The 24,171-nt window shown below is 74.7% G+C and carries 16 protein-coding genes; 7 read left to right on the top strand and 9 right to left on the bottom strand.

The window, feature by feature from the left end; translation table 11 throughout:
• The first annotated feature begins 76 nt into the window (after window positions 1-76).
• The 3 genes from AB0G50_RS08445 to AB0G50_RS08435 all read left to right on the top strand — a co-directional run bounded on the left by AB0G50_RS08445 (window position 77) and on the right by AB0G50_RS08435 (window position 6,634).
• Window positions 77-1,036, top strand: a complete 960-nt coding sequence (locus AB0G50_RS08445) for a helix-turn-helix domain-containing protein (RefSeq protein WP_360103747.1) — start codon at window positions 77-79, stop codon at window positions 1,034-1,036.
• Between the two features lie 1,332 nt (window positions 1,037-2,368).
• Entirely contained in the window at window positions 2,369-5,389 is a 3,021-nt protein-coding gene (locus tag AB0G50_RS08440; protein ID WP_360103744.1) for a BTAD domain-containing putative transcriptional regulator, read from the top strand.
• 405 nt (window positions 5,390-5,794) lie between these two features.
• Entirely contained in the window at window positions 5,795-6,634 is an 840-nt protein-coding gene (locus AB0G50_RS08435) for a siderophore-interacting protein (RefSeq protein ID WP_360103741.1), read from the top strand.
• Between the two features lie 216 nt (window positions 6,635-6,850).
• On the opposite strand, the gene AB0G50_RS08430 is transcribed toward AB0G50_RS08435, so the two are convergent.
• The 3 genes from AB0G50_RS08430 to AB0G50_RS08420 form a co-directional block, all read right to left on the bottom strand.
• Window positions 6,851-7,864, bottom strand: coding sequence for an enoyl-CoA hydratase/isomerase family protein (locus AB0G50_RS08430; protein ID WP_360103738.1), 1,014 nt, complete (start codon window positions 7,862-7,864; stop codon window positions 6,851-6,853).
• A gap of 187 nt (window positions 7,865-8,051) precedes the next feature.
• Window positions 8,052-8,732: a glycoside hydrolase family 20 zincin-like fold domain-containing protein gene (locus AB0G50_RS08425; RefSeq protein ID WP_360103930.1), complete on the bottom strand. Its 681-nt coding sequence runs from the start codon at window positions 8,730-8,732 to the stop codon at window positions 8,052-8,054.
• A complete protein-coding gene (locus AB0G50_RS08420; RefSeq protein ID WP_360103735.1) occupies window positions 8,729-10,258 on the bottom strand; it encodes a glucosaminidase domain-containing protein in 1,530 nt (509 codons plus the stop codon). The genes AB0G50_RS08425 and AB0G50_RS08420 overlap by 4 nt, the downstream gene beginning before the upstream one ends.
• A gap of 181 nt (window positions 10,259-10,439) precedes the next feature.
• Between AB0G50_RS08420 and AB0G50_RS08415 the strand changes: the two genes are divergently transcribed.
• The 3 genes from AB0G50_RS08415 (at window position 10,440) to AB0G50_RS08405 (ending at window position 15,838) form a co-directional block, all read left to right on the top strand.
• The gene (locus AB0G50_RS08415) at window positions 10,440-12,053 is read left to right on the top strand and encodes a hypothetical protein (RefSeq protein ID WP_360103732.1); all 1,614 of its coding nucleotides are present in this window, start codon (window positions 10,440-10,442) and stop codon (window positions 12,051-12,053) included.
• A gap of 197 nt (window positions 12,054-12,250) precedes the next feature.
• Window positions 12,251-15,310 (top strand): BTAD domain-containing putative transcriptional regulator, encoded by a 3,060-nt coding sequence (locus tag AB0G50_RS08410; protein WP_360103729.1) that lies wholly within the window; start codon window positions 12,251-12,253, stop codon window positions 15,308-15,310.
• A gap of 96 nt (window positions 15,311-15,406) precedes the next feature.
• Entirely contained in the window at window positions 15,407-15,838 is a 432-nt protein-coding gene (locus tag AB0G50_RS08405) for a hypothetical protein (protein ID WP_360103726.1), read from the top strand.
• 6 nt (window positions 15,839-15,844) lie between these two features.
• Here the strand turns inward: AB0G50_RS08405 and AB0G50_RS08400 are convergent, their stop codons facing one another.
• Window positions 15,845-17,155, bottom strand: a complete 1,311-nt coding sequence (locus AB0G50_RS08400) for an amidase family protein (protein WP_360103723.1) — start codon at window positions 17,153-17,155, stop codon at window positions 15,845-15,847.
• Window positions 17,156-17,367: 212 nt separating this feature from the next.
• Here AB0G50_RS08400 and AB0G50_RS08395 point away from each other — a divergent pair, with 212 nt between their 5' ends.
• The gene (locus AB0G50_RS08395) at window positions 17,368-19,500 is read left to right on the top strand and encodes a tetratricopeptide repeat protein (RefSeq protein WP_360103720.1); all 2,133 of its coding nucleotides are present in this window, start codon (window positions 17,368-17,370) and stop codon (window positions 19,498-19,500) included.
• Here the strand turns inward: AB0G50_RS08395 and AB0G50_RS08390 are convergent.
• The 5 genes from AB0G50_RS08390 to AB0G50_RS08370 are packed head-to-tail and all read right to left on the bottom strand — an operon-like array spanning window position 19,395 to window position 24,062.
• A complete protein-coding gene (locus AB0G50_RS08390; protein WP_360103717.1) occupies window positions 19,395-21,098 on the bottom strand; it encodes a hypothetical protein in 1,704 nt (567 codons plus the stop codon). The two genes, AB0G50_RS08395 and AB0G50_RS08390, sit on opposite strands and share 106 nt — an antisense overlap.
• Window positions 21,099-21,117: 19 nt before the next feature.
• Entirely contained in the window at window positions 21,118-21,834 is a 717-nt protein-coding gene (locus AB0G50_RS08385; RefSeq protein ID WP_360103714.1) for an ESX secretion-associated protein EspG, read from the bottom strand.
• 4 nt (window positions 21,835-21,838) lie between these two features.
• Window positions 21,839-23,122, bottom strand: coding sequence for a hypothetical protein (locus tag AB0G50_RS08380; RefSeq protein ID WP_360103711.1), 1,284 nt, complete (start codon window positions 23,120-23,122; stop codon window positions 21,839-21,841).
• On the bottom strand, window positions 23,122-23,757 hold the full coding sequence (locus AB0G50_RS08375) for a DUF3558 domain-containing protein (RefSeq protein ID WP_360103708.1): 636 nt from the start codon (window positions 23,755-23,757) through the stop codon (window positions 23,122-23,124). Before AB0G50_RS08375 ends, AB0G50_RS08380 begins: the two co-directional genes overlap by 1 nt.
• Window positions 23,757-24,062 carry a hypothetical protein gene (locus AB0G50_RS08370; protein ID WP_360103705.1) on the bottom strand — a complete coding sequence of 102 codons (306 nt, stop codon included), beginning with the start codon at window positions 24,060-24,062 and terminating at the stop codon, window positions 23,757-23,759. Before AB0G50_RS08370 ends, AB0G50_RS08375 begins: the two co-directional genes overlap by 1 nt.
• Between the last annotated feature and the right edge of the window lie 109 nt (window positions 24,063-24,171).

The raw sequence follows: 24,171 nt of genomic DNA, 5'->3' as shown, positions 1-24,171 counted from the left end.
CAGGGTGCGGTGTCGGGGCAACACCCGATGCGGGCGGCGCGGCGGCGGGCCACGCTCGGGCGGCGGGAGGTGTCCGATGAGGCCTTTTGGCCCGAATCCGCGCCGGGTGCGCGGGCTGCCGGGACTGGCCAGGGAGTTGGACCTGCTGCGGGCGCGCGCGGCGGTGGGCACGATGAAGGCGAAGGTGAGCCTGGAGGACCTGGTGCAGTCGGTCCGGCTGCCGCGGTCGACGTTGTACAGCTACCTGACCGGGAAGACGCTCGCGCCGTCCGACGTGCTGGACCGGATCGTGGTGGCGCTCGGCGCGGAGCCGGAGGAGCAGCGGGAGTGGAGCGAGGCGTGGTTCCGCGTGCACGCCGGTGACGACCAGCCGGTCCGCGCGCCCTTCACGCTGCCGCCGGTCGTGCGGGGGTTCACCGGGCGGGTGGCGGAGTTGACCGCGCTGGACCGGTTGCTCGCGTCGGCGGTGCGGTCCGACGCGGGGTTGGGCATCGCGGCGGTGTGCGGCCCGGCGGGCGTGGGGAAAACCGCGCTGGGGTTGCGGTGGGCGCACCGGGTGCGGGACCGGTTCCCCGACGGCTGCCTGTACGTGGACCTGCGCGGCCGGTCCCGCCCGCTGGCGCCGTCGCGGGCGCTCGGCGTGCTGCTCGGGTGCGTGGGGGAGGAGGCGCCGTCCGACGTGGCGGTGCGCTCCGCCCGGTACCGCGACCGGCTCGACGGCAGGCGGATGCTGGTGCTGCTGGACGACGCCGCGTGCGCCGACCAGGTCCGCCCGCTGCTGCCGGGCAGCAGCACCTGCGTGGTCGTGGTGACGAGCCGCGACGACCTGGCCGGCCTGGTCACCCGCGACGGCGCCGGCCGCATCGGCCTCGGCCCGCTCCCGACGCCGGACGCGGTGGCACTGCTGGGATCCCTGCTCGGCGCGCAGCCGTCGCCTGCCGACCGGACCGCCGCGGTCGAGTTGGCCGAGCGCTGCGGCCGACTGCCGGGAGCACTCCGCGAGGCGGCCGAGGTGGTGTCCACGCACGGCGCGTGACGGCGGCGCGGCGCGCGGTCGGGTGCCCTGCCGAGCGCGCCGGGACGGTGTGGCGGCGGATCCGGTGCCCGAACGTGGAACGGTGGTGGAGGTGGCGCGGGGGCCTGGGGCGGGGGCGTTCTGCCGGGTGTGCGTGGGCGGCCGGGCGTCAGGGTGCGATCCGGTGGCGACCTGCGGCGGTGGGTGTGGCGTGACCAGGCTTCTCGGCGGTGCACGCGAGCGGCTTCGCGTGGTGACCGGGATTCGGCGCCGGGCGCGAGGTGGGCGTCCCGTCGGTGCGGCTCGGCGCGGTGGCGGGATTCGGTGTGCGCGCGACGGCGGACGGCTCGTGCTCCGGGTGCGCGGTGGTGCCGGTGGGGTAGGAGGCGGCGTGGTGCGGGGACGATGTGGTTGCGGCGGCGTGGTTTTCGGGTCGGGGTGGTGGTGCGAAGGGTGGGGCGGAGGGGCCGCGGAGCCCCGCCCCACCCTCCCGGTCCGGGTGTCCGGCCCGACCGGGAAGGATCGGGACCCCCAGACCCGGCCCTCCCCCCCACCGGACGCGGTCCCGCGTGGTGTGCCGGGTGCCGCGCCGTCGGGCCGTGTGGTGGCTCGACCGGACCAGTACAGCAGCGCGGGTGGCGGGTGGCGCCGGGTTCCGGACAATCCCGGACAACACCGCACTCGGAGTCCACAGTGGACCGATGACATCGGTGTGACGATCCGGTGACCCGATCGCTCCACTGTGGACGGACCAGTGCGATCGGACTGGGGCGGTCGGGTGTACCGGTCGGGGCCGGATGTCCGAGTGGGCGGCGGCGGATTTCCCGGTGATGGTCGGCCTTTCGGTGCCCCGGCGGCGCGACGGGGGTGATTCCGCTTCGGTTGACCGAAGTGGGACGCCCCTCGGGTAGTCACTGTGTGTGCGTATTCTGGGGGCGAGGGGTAGTGGATCCGATGTCGCGTCCAGCCCGGAAAAATGCGGGTCCCGCGTCGTCGTCCGGCTTGTCGTGGTTCCTCGGCTCGGCCTGTCGGAAACGTACTCCGGGAGTGGAAACCGGGTGCGCAGGAAGGCGGGTCGGTGATCGTTTCGACACGGCGGGGCGAACCGGCGCGGAACCGTGCGGGTGCGTTTCGTGGGCGATCTCCGCAGTGTTCCGCGGCGCGGTCGGACAACGGGTTTCGGGTTTTCGGGTCACGGGTGGTGAAGCAGGTCGGTTCAACGGCCGCGCAATTGTCGTCGGCACGGGTGGTCGGCGCTGCTAGCGTGTCGCCGACGCCGGGGGGGCGTGGGACCTGTGCCAGCGGGACGGCCGGCTGTTCGCGGTGGTGGCTCGACGGAACAGGGGGGTGGGAATGGGTTTGCGCGTGCTCGGTCCGCCGGAGTTGGTCGTTCGCGAACGGTCCATCGGCCTGGGAGGTCTGCGGCAGCGGACGATGTTGTCGCTGCTCGCGTTGAACGCGAACCGGGTGACGCCGCTGGAGCGCCTGGTCGATGCCGTGTGGAATGGAAATCCGCCGTCCACCGCGCGCGGTCAGGTGCAGATCTGCGTTTCCCGATTACGCCGGTTGTTCCGGGACAGCGGGTGCCCGGCGGCAATTCACACCAGGGCGCCCGGCTACCAGTTGGAGATCGCGCCGGCCGCGCTGGACAGCGTGGAATTCCTCAGGTTGACCGCGCTCGCCCGGGAGCACACCGAGACCGGCCGGTTCGAGGAGGCCGCGGTCGCGTTGCGTGAGGGGCTGGCGCTCTGGCGCGGCGCCGCGCTGGCCGGTGTGGACAGCCCGCTCGTGCAGCGGTCCGCCGCCGTGCTCGAACAGCACCGCCAGGCGGCGATGGAGGAGCGGATCCGGTTGGACCTCGTCCTCGGCAGGCACGAGGAGGTGGCCGCCGAACTGCCCGTGCTGGTGGACGCCGACCCGTTGCGGGAACGGCTGTACGAACTGCTGATGCTCGCGCTGTACCGGTGCGGTCGGCAGGCCGAGGCGCTGGAGGTCGCGCGGCGGGCCCGCGACCGGCTGGTCCGGGACCTGGGCATCGAGCCGGGGCCGGGCTTGCGCGACCTGGAGGCGTCGATCCTGCGCCACGACCGGGACCTGGACCCCGGCCCGCGCCGCGCCGGGCAGAACACCGTCGTGCGGTCCCCGGAACCGCACCCCGAGGCCATCGCCGAGCCGCCGCCCACCGTGCCGCGGCAACTGCCGGGCAGCATCGTGGACTTCACCGGCCGGGAGAGCCACCTGGAGCAGATCCGCCGGCAGTTCGCCCGCCAGGAGTCGCCCTACGCGCTGCGCGTCGTGGCGATCACCGGCGCGGGCGGCGTCGGCAAGTCCACGCTCGCCGTCCGGGTCGCGCACGAGGTGCAGGACCTGTTCCCGGACGGGCAGATCTTCGCCGACCTCGGCCCGAACGGCGACGGCGACCCGAACGCGGCACTCGCCCGGTTCCTGCGCGCGTTGGGCCTCGACGCCGCCGGGATTCCGCGCGAGCCCGCCGAACGCGCCGAGCTGTACCGCACGCGGTTGGCCGGGCGGCGGGTGCTGGTCGTGCTGGACGGCGCGGCGAGCGAGGAGCAGGTGCGGCCGCTGCTGCCCGGGAGCGCGACGTGCGCGGTGATCGTCACCAGCCGGGCCCGGCTCGGTCTGCCCGGCGCGCACGGCGTCGAGGTGCGGGCGTTCGACGAGTGCCAGGCGACCCGGCTGCTCACCCGGATCGTCGGCGGCGACCGGGTGGCCGCCGAACCCGCCGCGACCGCCGCGCTGGCGAGGTTGTGCGGCGGACTGCCGCTCGCGCTGCGCATCGCGGGCGCCCGGCTCGCGGCCAAACCGCACTGGCGCGTCGAGGCGCTGGTGGACCGGCTCGGCGACGAGGCGGGCCGGCTGGACGAGCTGAGCTACCGCGGCGTCGGGATCCGCTCCACCATCGCGCTCACCGCCGGTGGTCTGGACGACCGGGAACGGCGGCTGTTCGCGCTGTGCGCGCTGGTCGGCACGGCCGACTTCGCCGCGTGGACCGCCGCCGCGCTGCTGGACACCGACCGCGCGGACGCCGAGGACGCGGTGGAGCGGCTGGTCGACGCGCACCTGCTGGACATCGTGCCGGGCGCGGGCGGCCCGCCGCGCTACCGCTTCCACGACCTGGTCCGCGGCTACGCGCTGGAGCAGTCGGCCGTGGTGTGCGGCGCGGGCGACCGGGCGGCCGCGCTGCGCCGGCTGCTGGGCGGGTGGTTGCGGCTCGCGCAACGGGCCCACCGCGCGCACCGGGGCGGCGACGTCGGGGTGCCGCGCGGTTCCGCGTCGGGCTGGGAACCCGAGGACGGCTTCGCGGTGGACGGCGCGACCCGGTGGTGGGAGGTCGAACGGCGGTCGCTGGCGCGCGCGGTGCGCCAGGCGGCCGAGGCCGGGTGGGACGACCTGTGCCGGGACCTGGCGGCCGCCGCGGTCGGCTTGGCCGAGCTGACGGGCGACGCCGCGGACTGGCGGGACACCGCCGGGCTCGGGCTCGCCGCGGCCAGGCGGGCGGGTGACGACCGGGGTGAGGCCGCGATGCTGCACTCGCTCGGCTCGCTGCACGTGGCGCGGCGGCGGTGGGACGAGGCGGAGGAGGCGTTCGAGGCCGCCCTCGCGATCTTCCGCGCCGTCGAGGACGTCCACGGGTGCGCCCTGGTGCTGCGGAACTGGGCGTGCGTCGACGCGGCGCGCGGCAGGCACGCGGCCCTGCGCCGCAAGCACGAGGAGGCGCTGGTCGGCGTGCGCGCGGTCGGCGACGTGGTCGGCGAGGCGGACATCCTGCGCGGCGCGGCGGAAAGCCTGCTGGAGACCGGCGAGGACGTCGACGCGGCGCGCCTGCTGCTCGACCGCGCGCTGCTGCTGTGCCGGGAGGTCGGGTACCGCCGGGGTGAAGCCCTGGTGCTGCACCGGTTCGTGCGGCTGCACCTCGCCTCCGGCCGGCTCGACCTCGCGCGCCGGGCGGTCGACGGTGTGCTCGAGGTGGTGCGCGACCTGGGCGACCGGACGGGCGAGTCGCACGCGCTGCTCGCGCTCGGCACCGTGCACCGGGCGGAGGGCCGGTTGGCGGAGGCGGAAACCGTGCTGTGCGTGGCGTTGGACCTGGCGCGCGACGTCGCCGACCGGGTGGTCGAGGGTCGGGTGCAGCGGGTGCTGTCGGACGTGCGGGCGCTGGCCGGTCAGGTGGACGCGGCGCGCGACGGCCCGGCCGAGGGCTACCGGACGCTGATCGGCGCGGAGGGCGCGGCGGTCGGCCGGATGCGCGTGCGGCTGGACCGCCCGGGCGCGGTCGCGGTGGCCGGCACGACCCGGTTCCCGCTGGGGCGCGGAGTTCCTGGGCTGCGCCCGGTGGTGGACCGGCCGGGCTGAGCAACGTCCACTGTGGACCATCGGCCGTCCGGTTGCCGGAAACCGAACCTGTTCGGGTCCGCCGCTCACGCTCGGGGCAGGAGGGCGGGCGGCTCGACGCGGTGGTCGGCGGCGGTGGTTCGTGCTGCCCGAGGGTGACTACTCGAAGTGACCGCAGGCGGGCCGCCGGTTCCGGTCACTCGCCGATCCACCTCGTCCGCGCACCGGGCGGAGGTGCGCCGACCGGCGGTTTCCCGCCGGGGGACAGGCAGACCCGTGGTCGTGGTCCGGGTGGCGCCTGTCCGGGAACCGGTGACTATGGGTAGGCTAGCCTTCGCTACCGGAGGTCACGCCCCGCCCAGCGGTCGTCGGGGGTGGGCGGGGCGGCCGCGGTGGTCGGGACCGTTGACGACTGGGGGGAATCGGATGTCCGTCACCACCGACGTGGAGGTCGAGCCCTACGCCCACTTCGAGGCGGAGGTCCTCGCCGTGCGGTCCGTCGGGGCGAGCCTGGTCCGGGTCACCTTCGGGGGTCCGGGCCTGCGCGACGTCACCTCGAGCGGACCGGACCAGCGGATCAAGGTCTTCCTGCCGCGCGAGCGCGGTGCGGAGGTGCGGGTGCCGACCGGGCCGGACTGGTACGCCCGCTACCGCGAGCTGCCCGAGCACGAGCGCGCGGTCATGCGGACCTACACGATCCGGTCCGCGCGGGACGGCGAGGTCGACGTGGACTTCGTGCGGCACGGCGACGCGGGCCCGGCCTCGCGCTGGGCGGGCGCGGTGGTACCGGGGGAGCGGGTGGTGCTGTTCGCGCCGGACGCGCGGTTCCCCGGCTACCGGCGCGGCGCCCGGGTCGGGTCGGACTACGCGCCGCCGCGGGACGCGGTGTGGCAGCTGCTCGCCGGTGACGAGACGGCGCTGCCCGCGCTCTCGGGCATCGTCGCGGCGCTGCCCGTCGACGCGGTGGCGCACGTGCTGGTCGAGGTGCCCGCCGAGGGCGACGGGGTGGACTGGTCGGTGCCGCCGGGCGTGACCGTCACCCGGGTGGTGCGCGACGGTCGGTCCGACGTGCTCGCGGCGGTGCGCGAGGTGACGCTGCCGGACGGTCCCGGCTACGCGTGGCTGGCGGGTGAGGCGGGCCTGGTGCGCGACCTGCGCCGGCACCTCGTGCGCGACCGAGGGCTCGACCGCGAGCGGGTCTACTTCTGCGGCTACTGGCGACGGGGCCGGTCCGAGGACACGCCGCGCGAGCCCGAGGAGGACTGACCTCGTCCGGCGCCGTCCGAAAAGGACGGGGTGACGCACGACCGAATCTTGTGCGGCGTAGAGGAACCCCACCGGATGGCCCGCCGAGAACGCCGGCCGGGACCCGCGAGACCGGCTCGCGATCGACCGAAACCGGTGTGGTGGCGCGGTCCTCGCGAACCGCGCCTCCACACAGGACTCAGGAGCGGGTCGGGTGCCTCTCGGCGCACGCGCTGATCACCGCGCGCCCCGGGTGAGGGTGAACGGGATCTCCGGCTCGGCGAAGTGCTTCTCCACCAAGGCTTCGTCCACTTCGGACAGCGTCGCGGGCGACCAGCGCGGCGACCGGTCCTTGTCCACGATCTGCGCCCGGATGCCCTCGGGCAGGTCGTGCCCGCGCAGGCACGCGGCCGACACCCGGTACTCCTGCTCCAGCGCCGACTCCAGGTCCGGCAGGTCCCGCGCCCGGCGCAGCGCGGCCAGCGTCACCTTCAGCGAGGTCGGCGACCTGGTCAGGATCTCCTTGGCCGTCGCGTCCTCCCCGGCGCGGTGCAGCCGGTCGAGGATCTCCTCCACGGTGTCGGCCGCGAAGCACTCGTCGATCCACCCGGCCGCCAACCGGGACTCGCCGGGCGGCACGGCGTGCGCGCGGATCACGTCCTCCGTCGGTGTGGCCAGCAGGAACGGCAGCTGCTCGGCCGGCACGACCACGTCGGCCAACCCGAGGAACACCGCGTCCGCGCCGGACAGCGTCGCGCCGGTCAGCGCGGCGAAGGTGCCCGATTCGCCCGGGGCGCGGGACAGCAGGTAGGTGCCGCCGACGTCCGGCGCCAGCCCGATGCCGACCTCCGGCATCGCGAGCCGGGTCCGCTCGGTGACCACCCGCAGCGAGCCGTGCGCGGACACGCCGACGCCGCCGCCCATGACCACGCCGTCCATGAACGCGGTGTAGGGCTTGGGGAACCGGGCGATCCGGGCGTTGAGCCGGTACTCGTCCGCCCAGAACCCGAGCGAGGCGGTGCCGCCGGCGCGCGCGTCGTCGTGGATCGACCTGATGTCCCCGCCCGCGCACAACCCGCGCTCGCCCGCGCCGTCCACCACGACACCGCGCACCGCGTCGTCGTCGGCCCACGCCACCAGCGCGGCGTCGATCGCGCGGACCATGCCGTGGTTCAGCGCGTTGATGGCCTTCGGCCGGTTCAGGGTGATCCGGCCGAGGCCCGCCACCACCCGGATTACGACGTCGTTCACGCCACCCCCACCACGACGACCCGCATGATCCCGTCCCCTCGAGGGTCCGCGCCGAGGTCGCACCGGCGGCCCCGCGTCGCGGACTTTCGGCGACCATATAGTCGGACGTCCAACCATGTCGAGGGTGTCGTGACGGCGGTCTCCCCGCGCCGGCGCACCTCGCCGATCCGGCGCGGGCCGGGCCGTCCTACGGGGTGAGCGGCACGGGGTGGCGGTCGTCGCGACCGACCAGGACCGCGATCTCCGCGTCGGTGAGCCCCCGTCCGCAGACCATCGGGGTCAGGCCGTTCAGCCTGCCGTAGCCCCTGTCGCGCACCAGGTTCTCCCACCACGGGGTGGGGTGCGGCACGGGCTCGTCGCCGGCCGTCAGGTCGCGGGCCGCGTCGCCGGTGATCGTGCCGGACCGGCGCAGCAGCCGCAGCACGCCGCGGGTCCCGTGGAACGCGCCGGCGACCGCCCGCGCCCGGATCTTGAGCACGCCGCCGACCTCCATCCGGTACCCCTCGTCGCCGAGCGAGGTGTCCGCCGAGCCCAGGGTCAGGTAGAGGTCGCCCGCGGTGGTCGCGGCCTCCGGTCCGAACACGACGGTCGGCCGGATGTCGGTCAGCGCGTGGAGGTCGTCCGCGACGGTGGCGCCGGTCGCGGCCCAGGAGGTCGCGGGGTCGAGCACGATCCTGGTGGACGGGTGAACCGGTAGGTGGTCGACGGCGCGCGTCGCGCGGGCCGGCGCGACGCGAGTGCCGAGGTCAGGACCACCAGCGCGGTCGCGACCAGGTTGTGCGTGCCCATGTTCTCCGCTCTCCTCTCGAAATCCGGGAAGGGTGACGGCCTCCCGCGCCCCTCGAACGGGAGGCCGTCGGCTCGTCAGACGCCCCAGTCGTCTTCCCGCTGACCGAGCGCCTCGGACCAGAAGAAGTGCCGCAGCGTGCCGTTCGCGCCGGGCGCGAAGGCGTGCTGCTGGTCGCCGAACACCGCCGCCGACGGGTCGCCGGTGATGCCGGTGCCCCAGGTGTCGTGCAGGACGCCCCGGTCCTCGATCCAGAAGTAGTGCTCCAGCGTGCCGCCGACGCCGCGGACGAACACGTGCTGCTGGCCGTCGACCACGAACGCGGCGGGTCGTCCGACGAGACCGCTCGGCGCCCACTGGTCGCTGCGGCTGCCCAGCGTCTCCGACCAGTACCAGTGGCCGAGCGCGCCCGCGGAGGTCGTCGCGAAGACGTGCTGCTGGTTGCCGATCAGCAGGGCGGTCGGGTCACCGGTGACGCCGGTCGACGTCCAGGTGTCGTGCAGGACGCCGCGGGTCTCGATCCAGAAGTAGTGCTCCAGGCTGCCGCCGGTACCGCGGACGAAGACGTGCTGCTGGCCGTTCACGGTCATCGCGCTCGGTCGGCCGGTGGTGCCGCCCTGCGCCCACTCGTCGTGCAGCGGGATGGTGCCCAGGCGGTCGGCCCAGAACCAGTGCTGGAGCTTGCCGTTCGCGTCGGTGGCCCACACGTGCTGGGTGTCGCCGATGACCATCGCGGCCGGGTCGCCGGTGATGGAGCCGGCGCCCGCCCAGGTGTCGGCCAGCTTGCCGCGGCCCTCGATGTAGAAGACGTGCTTCAGGGAACCGTCGGTGCTCCGGTAGAACAGGTGCTGCTGGCCGTTGAACAGGAAGGTCACCGGCTCGCCCGCGACGTCCTGGCCGCCCCACTCGTCGCGCAGCAGGAAGTCGGGCTGCCACCAGCGGTGCTTGATCGTGGTGCCGACCTTGGCGAAGTGGTGCTGGGTGTTGCCGACCTTCAGCACCGGCCCGCCCTCGGAGCGCGCCTCCTCGACCGTGGTGTCGAAGCGGTACAGGTTGTAGCGGTCCATCGTCGCGATGACCAGGTTCGCGTAGTTCGGATCGGTCGCGTACCCGCTGGCGGCGATCTCGCGGATGAACCGCTTCGGGTCGTTGCGGTACGGCCAGGCCCGGCTGTAGGTCGAGGTGGTCAGCAGCGCGCCGTAGTCGCGGAACGAGTCCTCCTTCGTCCGGTAGGACCGGAAGTAGGCGTTCGTGCCGTGGCAGCCGTACTGGTCGCACTCGGTGGTGGGCCAGGAGCTGCACGACGCGGCGATCGGGCCGGGCGAACCCGCCGACACGCACTTGATGCCGAAGAAGTTGCGGTCGGCGGTGGCCAGTCCGCTGGTGCCCCAGGCGGATTCGTGGATGGACTGGGCCAGCGCCACCGACGCGGGCAGTCCGTACTCGGTGTGCACTCTGATCGCGGCCGCGGCGCTCGACTCGATGTAGGCGCCCTCGTTGGCCGTGGCGTGCAGGTCGGGCGTCGCGGACACCGGCGCGGCCAGGCCGAACGTGGCCAGCACGGCGAGTCCGCCGAGCGCGATCCTGGTGAGGAGGTTCCTGGACATCGGTTTCCCCTTTCGTCGCCCAGAACGCTAGGGAAGCCGCCTCGAAGTTCTCCGGAATTGTTCTCCAGGTGCCCTCTATGGCTTTCTGGGCAACCTGGAGGTGGCCCGGAGGTCGTTTATAGGCGCGCTCCTTAGCGTCGTTCCCGTCGCCATCCGGGGCGGCACCGAAAAAGGGGTGGAAATGACCGGTAACGCACGTCTCCTGATCGCCGGGGTCGTCGTCGCCAGCACGCTCGTCGGCACGCTGCCCGCCTACGCCCTCGCGGCGCCACCGCCGACGGCCCAGGTGCAGGACCAGGACCCGACCCGGTTCGACCAGGACGGGCACGTGGTGAGCGGCGGGAGGTCACCGCAGGGGAAGCCGGCCAAGGAGGGCGTCACCGCCTTGGTCAACGCGCCGATCACCAGGTCCGAGATCAGACGGCGGGCGCAGTCGTGGATCGACGCCCGGGTGATGTACGACCAGGAATCGTGGTACCGCAACGAGTTCGGCCGCTACCGGCAGGACTGCTCGGGCTACGTGTCGCTGGCCTGGGGCCTGGACGACAGCTACGTGACGTGGACGCTGCCGCCGCTCATGCACCGCGTCGCGGCCGCCGACCTCAAGTTCGGCGACGTGTTCTGGCGGGACAACATGACCGACCACTCCAACGGGCACATCGCGCTGTTCTCGCACTGGGCCGACGCGGCCAAGACGCAGCCCGTGGTGTGGGAGGAGTACGACTACGGGCACGTCGCGTCGATCCGCCCCTGGAGCGCGGCGTACGCCTCGGAGTTCATCCCCATGCGCTACAACAACGTGATCGAGGACGTCGCGGCGCCGACGCCGATGACGCGGGAGGGCACGCAGGCGCTCGAGGTCGGCGAGGCGCAGCACTTCTTCGGCAAGGTGGGCAACAAGATCCGGCACCAGTGGTGGGTTCCGGACCACAAGCTGCGCGACGACTGGGGCGGCGGCGACGTGGCGGGCGAGCCGACCACGTTCCTGTTCAACGACCAGCAGCACCTGTTCTACCGCAGCGCCAACGGTTCCCTGCGGCACTTCTACTACATCGACGGCCGCCCCGCCCCGCTCGACGACTTCTGGGCGAACGGCGGCTCGATCACCGGCGACCCGACCTCGCTCGTCATCGGCGACACCCAGCACGTGTGGGCCGTCGGCGCGAACGGCAGGCTCCAGCACTGGTACTGGGCCGAGCGCCTGGGCGCCGCCCCGCTGCACGACGAGTGGCCGACCGGGGTCACCGTCACCGGCCGGCCGTCGGTCTTCGTCGCGAACGGCCAGCAGCACGCGTTCGTCCGGGGCACCGACGGCTCGCTCCAGCACTCCTTCTACATCGAGGGCCGGGGCAAGCTCACCGACCCGTGGGCGCCCGCCGGCTCGATCGTGAGCGACCCGGTCGCGCTGTTCATCGGTGACACCCAGCACGTGTGGGCGACGACCGCGAACGGCAGGCTCCAGCACTGGTACTGGGCCGAGCGGCTGAGCCCCGACGTGATCACCGACAACTGGGCGAGCGGCGGCGTCGTCGGCAGGCCCTCGGCGTTCTCCGTCGACGGTCAGCAGCACGTGCTGGTCCGCGGCGCCGGCAAGACGCTGGAGCACTACTACTACATCCAGGGCCGCAGCCTGCCCGACCACGACACCTGGGCGACCGGCGGTGTCACCACCGACCCGACCGCGGTCACTTTCGGCAGCCAGCAGCACGCGTTCGTCCGCGCCGAGGACGGGACGCTGCGGCACTTCTACTGGTTCCAGGGCATCGACACCACCGAGGACAACTGGGGCGCCTGACCGCCACGACGTCCGACCCGACCACCCGGTGCGCCCGATCGGCGCACCGGGTGGTCCTCCGCGTCCCCCGACCGGCCGCACCCCTGTCGCGGCCGGCCCTTTTTGGGCAAGATCGCTGACGGTGCATCCGGTGTTGGCGGGGGGCTGACGACGTGCGCGTGCTCGTGCTCGGACCGATCGAGGTGCGATCGGGTGGGGTGGAAGCGGTTCTGGGCGGACCGAAGCCGAAGGCCCTGTTGGCCGCGCTCGTCCAGGCGCGGCAGGTGGTGTCGACCGAACGACTCGTCGACCTGGTCTGGGACGACGCGCCGCCGCAGTCGGCGAACGCGCTGGTGCACACCTACATCTCGCAGTTGCGGCGCGCGCTCGCCGCGGTGGGCGAGGGCGCCGCCCTGGTCACCCGGCCGCCCGGCTACCTGCTGCGGGTCGAGCGCGGTGACACCGACCTCGGCGACTTCGAGTCGCACCTGGAGGCCGCCCGCGCGGCCGAGCGCGGCCTCGACCACACGGCGGCGGCGGTCCGGTTCGAGCAGGCACTGGCGCTGTGGCGCGGCCCGGCGTTCGGCGGTGTCGACGCGGTGTTCGCCCGCACGCACGCCGCCGGGTTGGAGGAGGACCGGCTCGCGGCCGAGGAGAGCCTGGCGCGCAACCGGTTGGCGCTCGGGATGAACCACGAGGTCGTGTCCCGGCTGGAGCGGCTGATCGCGGACTACCCGCTGCGCGAGGAGGCCACCGCGCTGCTGATGCGGGCGCTGCACGCGGTCGGCAGGCAGGTCGACGCGCTCGCCGCGTACCGGGACCTGCGCACCCGGCTCGACGACGAACTGGGCATCGAGCCCGGCGAGCCCGTCCGCGCGCTGCACCAGTCGATCCTGGACCGCACGATCAGCCCGGCCCGACCCGCCGAGTCCGCGCCGCCCGGTCCGGCGGCGGTGATCGCGGAGGTGGTGGAGGCGGCCGTCGCCTCGGTCGCCGAACCCGAGGTCGAGGTGGTGCCGCAGCACCTGCCGCCGGACATCGGCGACTTCACCGGCCGGGACGCCGAGTTGGCCCGCATCCTGGCGCTCGCGGGCAGCGCGTCCGACGACGGTCGCACGGTGACGCCCGTCGTGGTCATCGCGGGCGTGGGCGGCGCGGGCAAGTCGGCGCTCGCGGTGCACGCCGCGCACCGGATGCGCGACCTGTTCCCGGCGGGGCAGCTGTTCGCGGACCTGCGCAGCAGTCACGGCGACCTCGACGCGCACGAGGTACTCGGCCGGTTCCTCGGCACGTTGGGCGTGCCGGCGGCCGACCTGCCCGACTCCACGGACGGCAGGCTCGAGCTGTACCGGCGCAAGGTCGCGGGCCGCCGGCTGGTGATCGTGCTGGACAACGCGCGCGGCGAGCACCAGGTGCGCCGGCTGCTGCCGGGCAACCCGCGCTGCCTGGTGGTGATCACCAGCCGGTCCCGGATGTCCGGTCTGGAGGCGGCCGAGAGCATCGAGCTCGACGTGTTCGACCGGTCGGGCGCGGTCGAGATGCTGCGCCGCGTCGTCGGCGCGGCCCGGGTCGACGCGGAACCCGAGGCGGCCGCGACCATCGCGTCGCTGTGCGGCGGCATCCCGCTCGCGCTGCGGGTCGCGGCGGCCAAGCTGCTCGCCAAACCGCACTGGCCGCTGAAGTCGATGGCGGTGCGGCTGTCCAACGAGCGGCGGCGCCTGGACGAGCTGGCCGTGGGCGACCTGACGGTGCGCTCCAGCCTGCGGCTGAACTACGCCGACCTCGACGCGCGGCACCGGCGGGCGTTCCACCTGCTGACCCTGCTCGACCTGCCGGACTTCGGGTCCTGGCTCGCGGCGCCGTTGCTCGACATCGACCTGGACGACGCCGAGGACGTGGTAGAGCGGCTGGTCGACCTGCGGCTGGTGGACGTGATCGGCATCGACGCCATCGGCCGGATCCGCTACCACTTCCACGACCTGGTCCAGCTCTTCGGCGCGGAACTGGCCGCCGACGAGCCGCCGGCCGAGCTGGCGGGCGCGCTCACCCGCGCGCTCGCCACGTGGACCGCGCTGGTCGAGCTGAGCACCCGCGAGCTGCCCCGGATCACCGTGCGGGCCGAACCCGTGCGCACCGCCGCCGTCGAGCTGGACCCGAGGCTCGTCACCGAACTCGCCGACGACCCGAGCGGGTGGCTGAAGTCCGAGCAGGCGTCGGTGATCCGCGCCGTCGAACGGGCGCAGCGGCTCGGCGTCGACGGCGCGCTGACCGCCGCCATGGCCGCCGCGCTGTCGTCGGGTTTCGCGGTGCGCAACGAGTTCGACGGCTGGCAGCGCACCCAGGAGGCGGTGCTGGCGGCCGTGCGGGCGCAGGGCGACCGGCACGCCGAGGCCGCCGTGCTCGCCGGGCTCGGGCAGCTGCACTACGCCAAGGACGAGTACGCGGTGGCCGAGCGGTGCTTCACCGAGGCGCACGACCACGCGGTGGCGACCGGCAACCGGACCACCGCCGCGTCCGCGCTGATCGGGCGCGGCACCGTGCGGCGCGACCAGGCCCGGTTCGCCGACGCGCGCGCCGACCTGCGCGCCGGGCTGGAGATCGCCGAAGGCGTCGGAGACCTCGTGCTCGCCGCCACCGCGGTGTACGGGCTCGGCGCGATCAACCGGGACACCGGCGCCCTGTCCACCGCCCGCGAACAGCTGGAGCGGGCCGTCGAGCTGTACCGGGGGCTGGCCGACCGGCGCGGCGAGGCGTTGGCGCTGCGCGGCCTCGGGTTGTGCGCCCGCGCGGTCGGCGACTACGACACCGCGCTGGAGCTGGACGAGCGGGCCGGCGTGCTGCTGCGCGCGGCGGGCGACGAGCTGGGCGCGGTGTACGCGAGCCAGTCCGCGGCCAAAACCCTGATCCGCCGCGGTGAACCGGCCGGCGTCGAGGCGATCCTGGCGGCCTGCCTGGAGTACTGCACGAAGCAGGGCGACGGGTTCGGCGTCGCGCTGATGACCCGGACGCTCGGCGAGCTCGCCCTGGCGCGGGGCGACCTCGTCGCCGCGCGCGACCACCTCGTGTTCTCGCTGGAGCGGTGGACGGCGATGAACCTGGACCTGTGGCGCGCGCGGACGTTGCGCGACCTGGCCGCCGCCGAACCGGGTCCGGCGGGCCGGGCGCGGTGGGAGCTGGCACTGGAGCTGTTCACCGGCCTGGGCGCGCGGGAGGCGGCCGAACTGGCCGACCTGTCACCGGAGCGGTGGCGCGCGCAGGTCGCGGACAGGTCGTTATAGGTCGCCTATAGGCGATCCGACCCCGGCCTGTAGATCATCTCCAGCCGCGCCGGACACGATGGGCTTCGACACCCCTCCCACGAGAAGAGGCCCACCATGGTGCTCGGACCTCCCCTCACCCGGACCGACGTGCTGCTCCGGGCGCACAGCTGGCTGCGACCGTCCGTGCCGCACAGTCCCGTGTCCCGGCACGCGAACGAGTACGGCTCCTACCGCGCGGACTGCGTCGGCTACGTGTCGATGGCGTGGGGCCTGTCGGTCGAGCACGGCGACACCGACCTGGCCGTGATCGAGTCGGTGAGCAAACCCCTCGACAAGCCCGCGCTCCGACCCGGCGACGTGCTGATGCGCGTGCTGGAGATCGCCCACGTGGCGATCTTCGAGGGGTGGGCCGACGACCTCGGGCGCACGTTCTGGGGCCTGGAGCAGCGCGTCGGCCTGGGCACCGTGCGCCGCCGGGTGCGCTACCCGTACGAGAACGCCTCGACCTACTACCGGCCGTACCGGTACGTGAACGTGCTGGACTGACCCGGGTCAGCGCGCCGCGAGCACCGCCTCCACGGCCTCGGCGACGTGCAGCAGGGAGGAGTCGCCGAACGCGCGCGCCTCCAGGCACACGCCGACCGGCAGCCCGTCCCGGGTGCGCCCGGCGGGCAGCGAGATCATCGGCACGCCCGCGACCGTGCCCGGGTCGGTGTTGCGCACCACGGTGGCGAACGTCGGCACCCGCCGCCCGTTCAGCTCGATCCCGTCGCCCCGGCCCAGCGGTGGCGGCGGCACCGGCGAGGTCGGCGCGAGCAGCACGTCCACCTCGCGGAACAGGTCGGCGTAGGCGTCGCGCACGGCCCACCGCGCCCGCCGCGCCCCTTCGTAGGCCTCGACCGTCGCGGGGGAGCCGACCATCGAGGCGATCAGCGCGCGCACGTCCGGCGAGGCGACCCGACCGGGCCAGTCCGCGGGCGGCCCGTCCACCCGACCGGCCAGCAGCCGCAGGCCCTCGTAGAAGACGATCGCGACACCCGCGAGCCCGGGCGGCTCGAGGTCCACCTCGACCAGGTGCGCGCCGGCCCGGTCCAGCGCGGCGACCGCGTCGTCGACCACGCGCGCCACCTCGGGGTCGAGGTCCGCGAAGCGGTCGCGCGGCAGGCCGATCCGCAGGCCCGCGACGGCCGCCGGCGGCGTCCGGTCGGCGAGGTCGCGGGTGAGCACCTCGTCCACGGTCCGCACGTCCCGCACGGTGTGCGCGTGCACGCCGATCGTGTCGCGGCTGGTGGACAGGTTGACCACGCCGTCGCCCGGGTAGCGGCCGGTCGAGGGCCGGAAGCCCACGACACCGCAGAACGACGCGGGAACCGTGATCGAGCCGCCGGTGTCGGTGCCCAACCCGAACGGCACCACGCCGAGCGCGACGCCGACCGCGCTGCCGCTGCTCGACCCACCCGCCGACCGGGACGGGTCCGCCGGGTTGCGCACCGGCCCGAACGCCGCGTTCTCGCCGGTGATCCCGAACGCCAGCTCGTGCAGGTTCGTCTTGCCCGCCACGACCGCGCCCGCGTTCCGCAGCGCTCCGACCGCGCCCGCGTCGACGGCGACCGGCTCGTCGCCCAGCAGCGGGCTGCCCGCCGTGGTCGCGAACCCCGCGACGTCGATGTTGTCCTTGACCGAGAACGGGATGCCGGCCAACACCCCCGCGCCGGGCTCGGCGTCGGCGTCGGCGACCGCGATCCAGTCGCCGTGCGCCGACCCGCGTGCGACCTGCGCCACCACCGCCCGCAACCGGGCGCGCTCGGCCGGCGCGACGGCCCGCCAGTCGGCGAGTGACCGGGGGAGTGCCTCGTCGCCCATGCCCGTCCTTCCCTGCCCGTCCGTGGTGGGGGAAACGTAGGTTCGGCGCGGCGGTGCGTCAATCGGGAGCGGGAGGGCCGGGTCCGCTCTCCCGGCGGCGTTCCCGCACTCCGCCGGTCGGACGGCCGCCGGGCGTTGCGCGTAAGCTCCTGACCCGCGCGTAAGCTCCTGATCACTGTGCGCAAGAACGACGCGGATGGGCGGGAAGTGGCGTGGAGCGGTTCGACCCGGCTGTTCCCGGCGGCACGACGAACTCGGTGCCCGGCTCGGTCGCGGGCCCCGTGGTCCAGGCCGGGGCGATCGGACAGGTCGTGGTGACGTCGTCCGGTTCCGGCACGCCACCGCCGTGGCAGGTGCCGCCCGCGCCCGTGGTGTTCGTGGACCGGGAGCGCGAGGTCGCCGAGCTGAACTCCGCCGGCGCGTCCCGCGTGCTGGTGCTCAGCGGCGGTCCCGGCACCGGCAAGAGCGCGTTGGCCCGGCGCTGGGCGGCCGGTGTCCGCGAGGCCTACCCCGACGGTCAGCTCTACGCCGACCTCCGCTCGCACCGGCAGGGCGGCGTGGTCGAACTCGGCGCGGTGGTCGAGGGTTTCCTGCGGTCGCTGGGCGTCGCGCCGGACTGGGTGCCCGCCGACTTCGCCCACCGGGTCGGCCTGCTGCGCACGCTGACCCGGGACAAGCGCCTGCTGTTCCTGGTGGAGCACGTCGCCACCTCCGCGCAGGTCCTCGCCTGGCTGCCGGACGCGCCGGGCAGCGCCGTCGCGGTGACCTCCCGGCAGGACCTGGCCGAGTTGCACGAGCACGGCGCCCTGCACCTGCGGGTCGACCCGCTGCCGGTGGCCGAGGGCGTCGACCTGCTGGCCCGGTACTGCGGCCGGGAGCGGGTCGAGGCGGAGGCGGAGGCCGCGGCGGAACTCGTGCGGCTGTGCGACGGCCTGCCGATCGCGCTCACCGTGGTCGGCGCCCGGCTGCGCCGCCGCGGCCGGTCCCTGGCGCACGTGGTGGCCGAGCTGTCCGGCGCGGTCGACCGGCTGGACCTGTTCGTCGGCGAGCACGGACCGGTGGTGCGCACGGTGTTCGACGGCGCGTACGCCGACCTGCCCTCCTCCGCCGCCCGGCTGTACCTGCTGCTCGGCGCGCACCCCGGTCCCGCGCCGGCGGCGGAGGCGGTCGCGGCGCTGGCCGGCGTCACCGCGTCGCGGGCCGAGCAGCAGGTGGACGTGCTGGCGAGCGCGCACCTGGTCGAGGTGGCCGACGACGGTCGGGTCCGGACGGGCGGGCTGGTGGCCGAGCACGCCGCGGCCCGCGGTCGGCACGACCTGCCGCCCGAGGACCGCCGTGCCGCGCTGACGAGGGTGATCCGGCACTACGTCCGCTCCGCGGCGGCCGCGGACCTGGCCGCGATGGGCGACCGCTTCCGGCTGGCCGACCGGGACGACCGCGTCGCCGCCGCGGCCGCGCGGTTCACCTCGCCGGGCGAGGCGATGGACTGGTTCGACGCCGAGCGGCACAACCTGGCGGGCGCGGTGCTCGCGGCCGCCGACCTCGGGCTGTTCGCCGACGTCTGCCGGCTCGCCGAATCGCTGTGGGCCCTCTACCTCAACCGCAAGCACCACGTCGAGTGGATCTCCACCCACCGCCGTGCCGTCGACGCCGCCGCGGCGCTGGACGACCCGCGGTGGGAAGCCCGGATGCGCAGCCAACTCGCCCGCGCGCTGATCGAAACCCGCCGGTTCGAGCAGGCCGACGAGCAGCTCCGGACGGCGTTGACGGCCGCGGTGCGCTCCGGTGACCGCCGGCTGGAGGCCTCCGTGCTGGAGTTCACCGGCCGGCTGCACCTCGACCGCGGCGCCTACGACCGCGCCGCGGAGTTCTACCGGCGATCGCTGGAGATCAACACCGCGCTCGGCCGAACGCGGGGAGCCGCGCTCCAGCACCACTTCCTCGGTCAGACACTGCACCGCATGGGCGACCACGAAGGCGCGCGGGAGCACCTGGAGCGGGCCCTGGCCGACCTCCCGGGCTCCGACCCGCGCAACCGGGCCCGGTTCCTGACGAGCCTCGCCGACGTGCTGACCGCGCTCGGCGAGCACGACCGCTCGACGGAGCTGCTGACCGAGGCGCTCCGGGCGTTGCGGCACGCGGGCGCGGACCACTTCGTGGCGCAGGCGCTGGAACAGCTCGCCGACCGCACCCCGGACGAGGCGCAGGCCCGGCGGTGGCGCGACGAGGCGGCCGACCTCTACCGCAAGGGCGGGGTGGAACCGCCGACCGCGTCGAACCCCAGCGCCAGCACCCGACCGCCGAGCAGCACCTCCACCTCGCGACCGCCGGAGGGCAGCGCGTAGCGGGCCGACGCGGCCAGTGCCACGACGTCGTGGTCGACCGTCCCGCGCAGCCGCAGGTCCGGCCCTCCGCGCACGGCCAGCACCCCCGAGGCGGCCGTGACCCGGGCCGTCGGGTGCGCCTCCAGCGCGGCCCGGCACCAGTCCAGCGCGGCCGCGTCGGAGTCGAACGCCCGGGGCGTGGTCACCACCGACGCGGTGTCCACGATCGTGGTGTCCAGCGAGTCCTCCTCGACCGCGAAGTGCTCGTCCCGGGTGCCCGCGGCCCACGTGTTGGGTCGCTCCAGCACCGCCGGGTACCGCTCGATCGCCACCACGCCCGCGGCCACGACCGACGTCACCACCCGCCACGCGGTCACCCGCCGGCACTCCGGAACCGGGTCCGGCACCGGCGCGACCCCGGCGGGCGAGCTCGGGTCCGGCAGGCCCATCAGCCGGTACAGCAACGACCTCAGCACCGTCGAGCCGACACCGGGCAGCGCGAACACCCGGTCCGCGACCGCGCGCAGCGCCGCCGGGTCGTGGTCGGCCACGAGCGCGACCACCTGGGGCAGCAGGGGCTTCCCGGTGTCCAGCCGAGGCGCGGCGGCGCCGAGCAGGGCCATCGGCGAGCCCGGCACCACCTCGTCCGCGCCGAACGCGGCCAGCGCCAGCGGCACCCCGACCGCCGCGCCGTAGAGGCTCAGCGAACCGTGGTCGCCGAGCAGCAGGTCCGCCGCCAGCAGCGTCGCGCGCCACCCCTCGTGCGGCGGCACGAGCAGCAACCCGGCGTCGAGCGCGCCCGCCAACCACCCGCGCACCTGGTACGGGCTGTGCCCGAACCAGACCGACGGGTGCAGCACGAGCGCCACCCGGTACTCGTCGGCGGGCAGTTCGGCCGCCAGCCGGGTGACCAGGTCGGGTTCCCGGCCCATCAGGGAGTCCGGGCCCCAGGTGGACGCCGCCACGACCAACCGCCGCCCCTGCGCGCCGAGCGCGCGCCGGTACCGCTCGCGGTGCGGGACGCCCGCGGCCAACCGGTCGAGGCACACGTCACCGGCGACCACGGCGCGCGGCGTCGCCTCCGGGCAGCTCGCGGCGAGGTCGGCCAGCTGGTCGGGGTGCGACAGCACGATCGCGGCCGGCACCACCTCGCCCTCGTGCAGCAGGCTCGTCGGGGTGTAGCCGGACACGGTGGTCGAGCGCTTGACGTACTTGTGGTGACCCGCGCCGTGCGGCAGCACGACGACCGGCGCGTCCAGCAGGTGCAACCCGCCCGCCTCGCTCGCCGCCACCGCGAGGTCGAACCGCAGCGCGGTGGCCTGGTCCCACGGCAGGGTCCGCGCGCCGATCGAGCGCAGCAGGTCGTCCACCCCGGCGGAGAACGCCGAGCCGGGCTCGTGGGTGAACACGATCTGCACCCGGGGGTCGCGGCGCAGCAGTTCCAGCACATCGAGCAGCCGGGTCGCCGTGGTCACCGTGCGAACCACCGCGAGCACCACCCGCTCGAACCCGACCGTGGTCCACCGGGTCGCCTCGGCGCCGACCGGCACCCGGACCGGCGCGCTCACCGCGTCCCGCCCGGCGGGTCCCGCCGACGGCTCCGCACGGCTGTGGATCATAGCCGCCGGTCGGGCGACCTCACGCGGAGCGGTTGAGCCGGTACAGGTGCCGGGCGACGGTGTGGTCGTCGCCGGGGTTGACCATGATCCACCGCTGACCCGCCGGATCGGTCTCGGTGGTGACGAGCCAGCGACCCGTGGGCAGGTCCAGCACGGTCAGGAACTCCGCCGCCCGTAGGGTCCGCCCGACCCGGTCGCGCCGCGAGGTGTGCAGCGTGGCCACCCCGAGGCGCGGCTCGGCCATCATCCGGCGCAGCGTGCGCCCGTCCAGGCTGCGGTCGTCGCGGACCTCGGTGTCCCGCAGGTTCAGCGACAGCCCGCGTCCCGGGCGGGCCGCGGGTAATCGGCCGACCAGGGCCTCCGCCGGCCGGTCGGGAGCCGCGCCGCGCAACCGGATCAGCCCGCCGGACCGGGTGGCCAGCACCGCGCCGTGCCGCGAGGTCGCCGCCACGGCGGTCGCGGGCCGTCCGGGTCCGGCGGCGAACCAGCCGTAGTAGGCGCTGTCCGGCTCGGCGAGCACCGCGAGCGCGCGCCGCACGTCCGACCGCGGCGTGCGCCGGTCGGCCAACCCGTCCTGTTCGAGGTCGCGGAACACGGCGTCGACCAGCCGTTCGCGCTCGGTGTGCGTCGCGCCCGGCGAGTCGACGGCGAGCGCGGAGTGCTGCGGTCCGAGCTCGTCGTGCCGCCACAGCACGTCGTAGGCGAGTTCGGTCAGGGTGACGGTCTCCCGCAGCACCGCGTCAACCGCCCAGGACCGGGGGGACGCTGTGCGGGATGGCGCCCACGATCTCGTCGCCGTGCGCCTCGGTCACCAGGTAGCCGGGCGTGGCGTGCTCCCGGTCCTCCTCGCCGCGCGCGCCGCCGCCGACGGGTCCGCCGGCCACCGCCGGGCCACCGGTCGCGGCCCGGGCCGCCGCGACCCCACCGGCCCGGCGCGCGTCGACGCCCGGTTCCACCACGGCGGACCGGCCGCCCCACTGCTGCTGTTCGGACCGGGTGCCGGCGACCGGTCCACGCGGACCCACGACCTCGGCCCGGGCCGCCCCGACCGGCCCGAACCCGGTGGGCTGGTAGGACGTCGGCGTCCCGATGCCGGACCGCGCCTCGGGCACCCCGCCGCGCCACTCGGGCGTCGGGCTGCCCACCTGGTGCGCCGGCGTGCTCGACGCGGTGCCGGTGGTGTCCGTGTTGCCTGTCGGGTTCGTGACCCGCCCCGGAACCTCGCGTGTGGTCGGGTCCTCGGGCGTCGACGGGTCCTCGCGGGACGTGCCGTCGGTCGACCCGCCGTCCGGCAGCGGCGGCGCGGGCGGACCGGGTGGCACGTCACCGGTCGTCGGGTTCGTCGGGTTCGCCGGCGCGGGTGCGACCGTGCCGACGCCGTGCGGGGTCGCCGGCAGTCCGACGGACCCGGTCCGCGCGTAGTCGGCCACCTCGCGGCCGACCGCCGGCGTGGTGTCGACCACCCGCAGGTCGAGGTCGACCACCGACACCGCCGACAGCGGCGAGGGCAGCTCACCCCGGTTCACGTGGCTGTTGTGCTGGTACTCGGCGTAGATCCGGCGGTTCTCCGCCTCGGCCGCGCGGTAGATGGTCACCGCGTCCTCGGTGTTGGTGTCCCACGGCGTGATCGTGTCCCACAGGTTCGACTCCGGCGGCTGTGCCGGGATGTCCAGCACCTGCCCGCGGTTGAACTCGAACTGGTAGGACTGGTTCGCCGCCGACCGGTCGAACTTCGGCAGCGTCTCCTGGAGGTCCTTGACCGCCTTGTCGATCGGCGACATCGCCCGCGCCCCGGCCTCGGCCGCGGCACCCGTCCACGCCTCGCCCAGGGTCGCGCCGATCTGCCGCAACCGGTCCTCCACCGCCGCGTACCGCCCGGCAGCCTCCGCCGCGATCTGAGCGGCGGCGTGCAGCGAGCCGGAGCCCGCGCCACCGGTCAGCAGGTCGTGGATCTCCTTGCCCGACAAGCCTTCCGCCCGGCTGTCGTCCCGGCTGTCGTCCGTTCTGTCGGTGGGCGTCGGCATCAGGACCCCTTCTTGATGGTGGTCAACATCGCGTCGGCGACCTCCCGCGCGACCGCGCACGGCTCCCCGATCCGCGGCGCGGGGTTCGACCCGGTGCGGGACTGGACGGTGACCAGCATGTGCATCGTGTCGGTGAGGCCGACCGCCAACCCGCACTCGCCGCGGGACCTGTTGTCCGCCAAGTCGATCAGGAGCGCGGGCTGGCCCTGGACCGGCGCCTGCGGCTCGAACAGCCGATAGCTCGACCGGAGGAGGTAGACACCGTCGAGCCCGCCGCCGCCCACCACGAAACCCTCACCGATGCTCAGCCCGCTCGGGCCGGACTCATCGGCCCACAGGCACGCCTTGGCGGCTGCGCTGCTGTTGTCCCGACCCTGGAGCGAGCCCAGACCGAGTGCGGTGACCTGGGCCGCGGTGAGCGCGCCGCACGGGTTCGCCTCGGTCGTGGCGTAGTCGACCGGAGTGGTCACCCGCGGCGCGCCGTGCTTGGTGGTGGTGGAGTTCGAGGCCGTGTCCGCCGGAGGGCTGCTCGCGGTGGAGGTCCCGGTCGCCGTGCCGCCGGTGGTGGTCGAGCACCCGGCGAGCACCGCGCACGCGGCCAGCCCGACGGCGATGGCCGGAACCCGCACCGCCATCAGCCCTTCCCGCCGAGGATGAGCGCGTTGCCGTGCTCCGAACCCCGGTACTGCGCGACCACGGCGGTCAACTTGTCGATCCGGGCACGGATGGTGTCGCTCAGGGCGGTGTTGGCCTCCAGGAGGGTGAGCCCGCGCTCGTTGGCGTCGTGCGCGTACACCCGGCTGGGCGCGTCGTCTCCGGGCGGGCGGATCTGGGTCAGGAACCTGATGTCCTGGTGGAGGGCGAGGAGGTCCTCGATGACCGATTGGTAGCCGGAAATGGCCCGTTCGACGGCGTCCAGGTCGACTTCGACCGCATTCATGCGGGTTCACCCTTCCGGCAGCATTCGGAGTGCCGATCGATACCGGTGTTCCGCCATTTCGCCGGAGTGCGTGCGGCATCGGGCACGGTGCCGGAGTATTCCGAATCGA

Origin of the sequence: Actinosynnema sp. NPDC020468, from assembly GCF_040642015.1 — a bacterium.
Classification (GTDB): Bacteria; Actinomycetota; Actinomycetes; order Mycobacteriales; family Pseudonocardiaceae; genus Actinosynnema.
The sequence above is the reverse complement of the archived record's forward strand: the minus strand, read 5'-3'. Positions and strand labels throughout refer to the sequence as shown.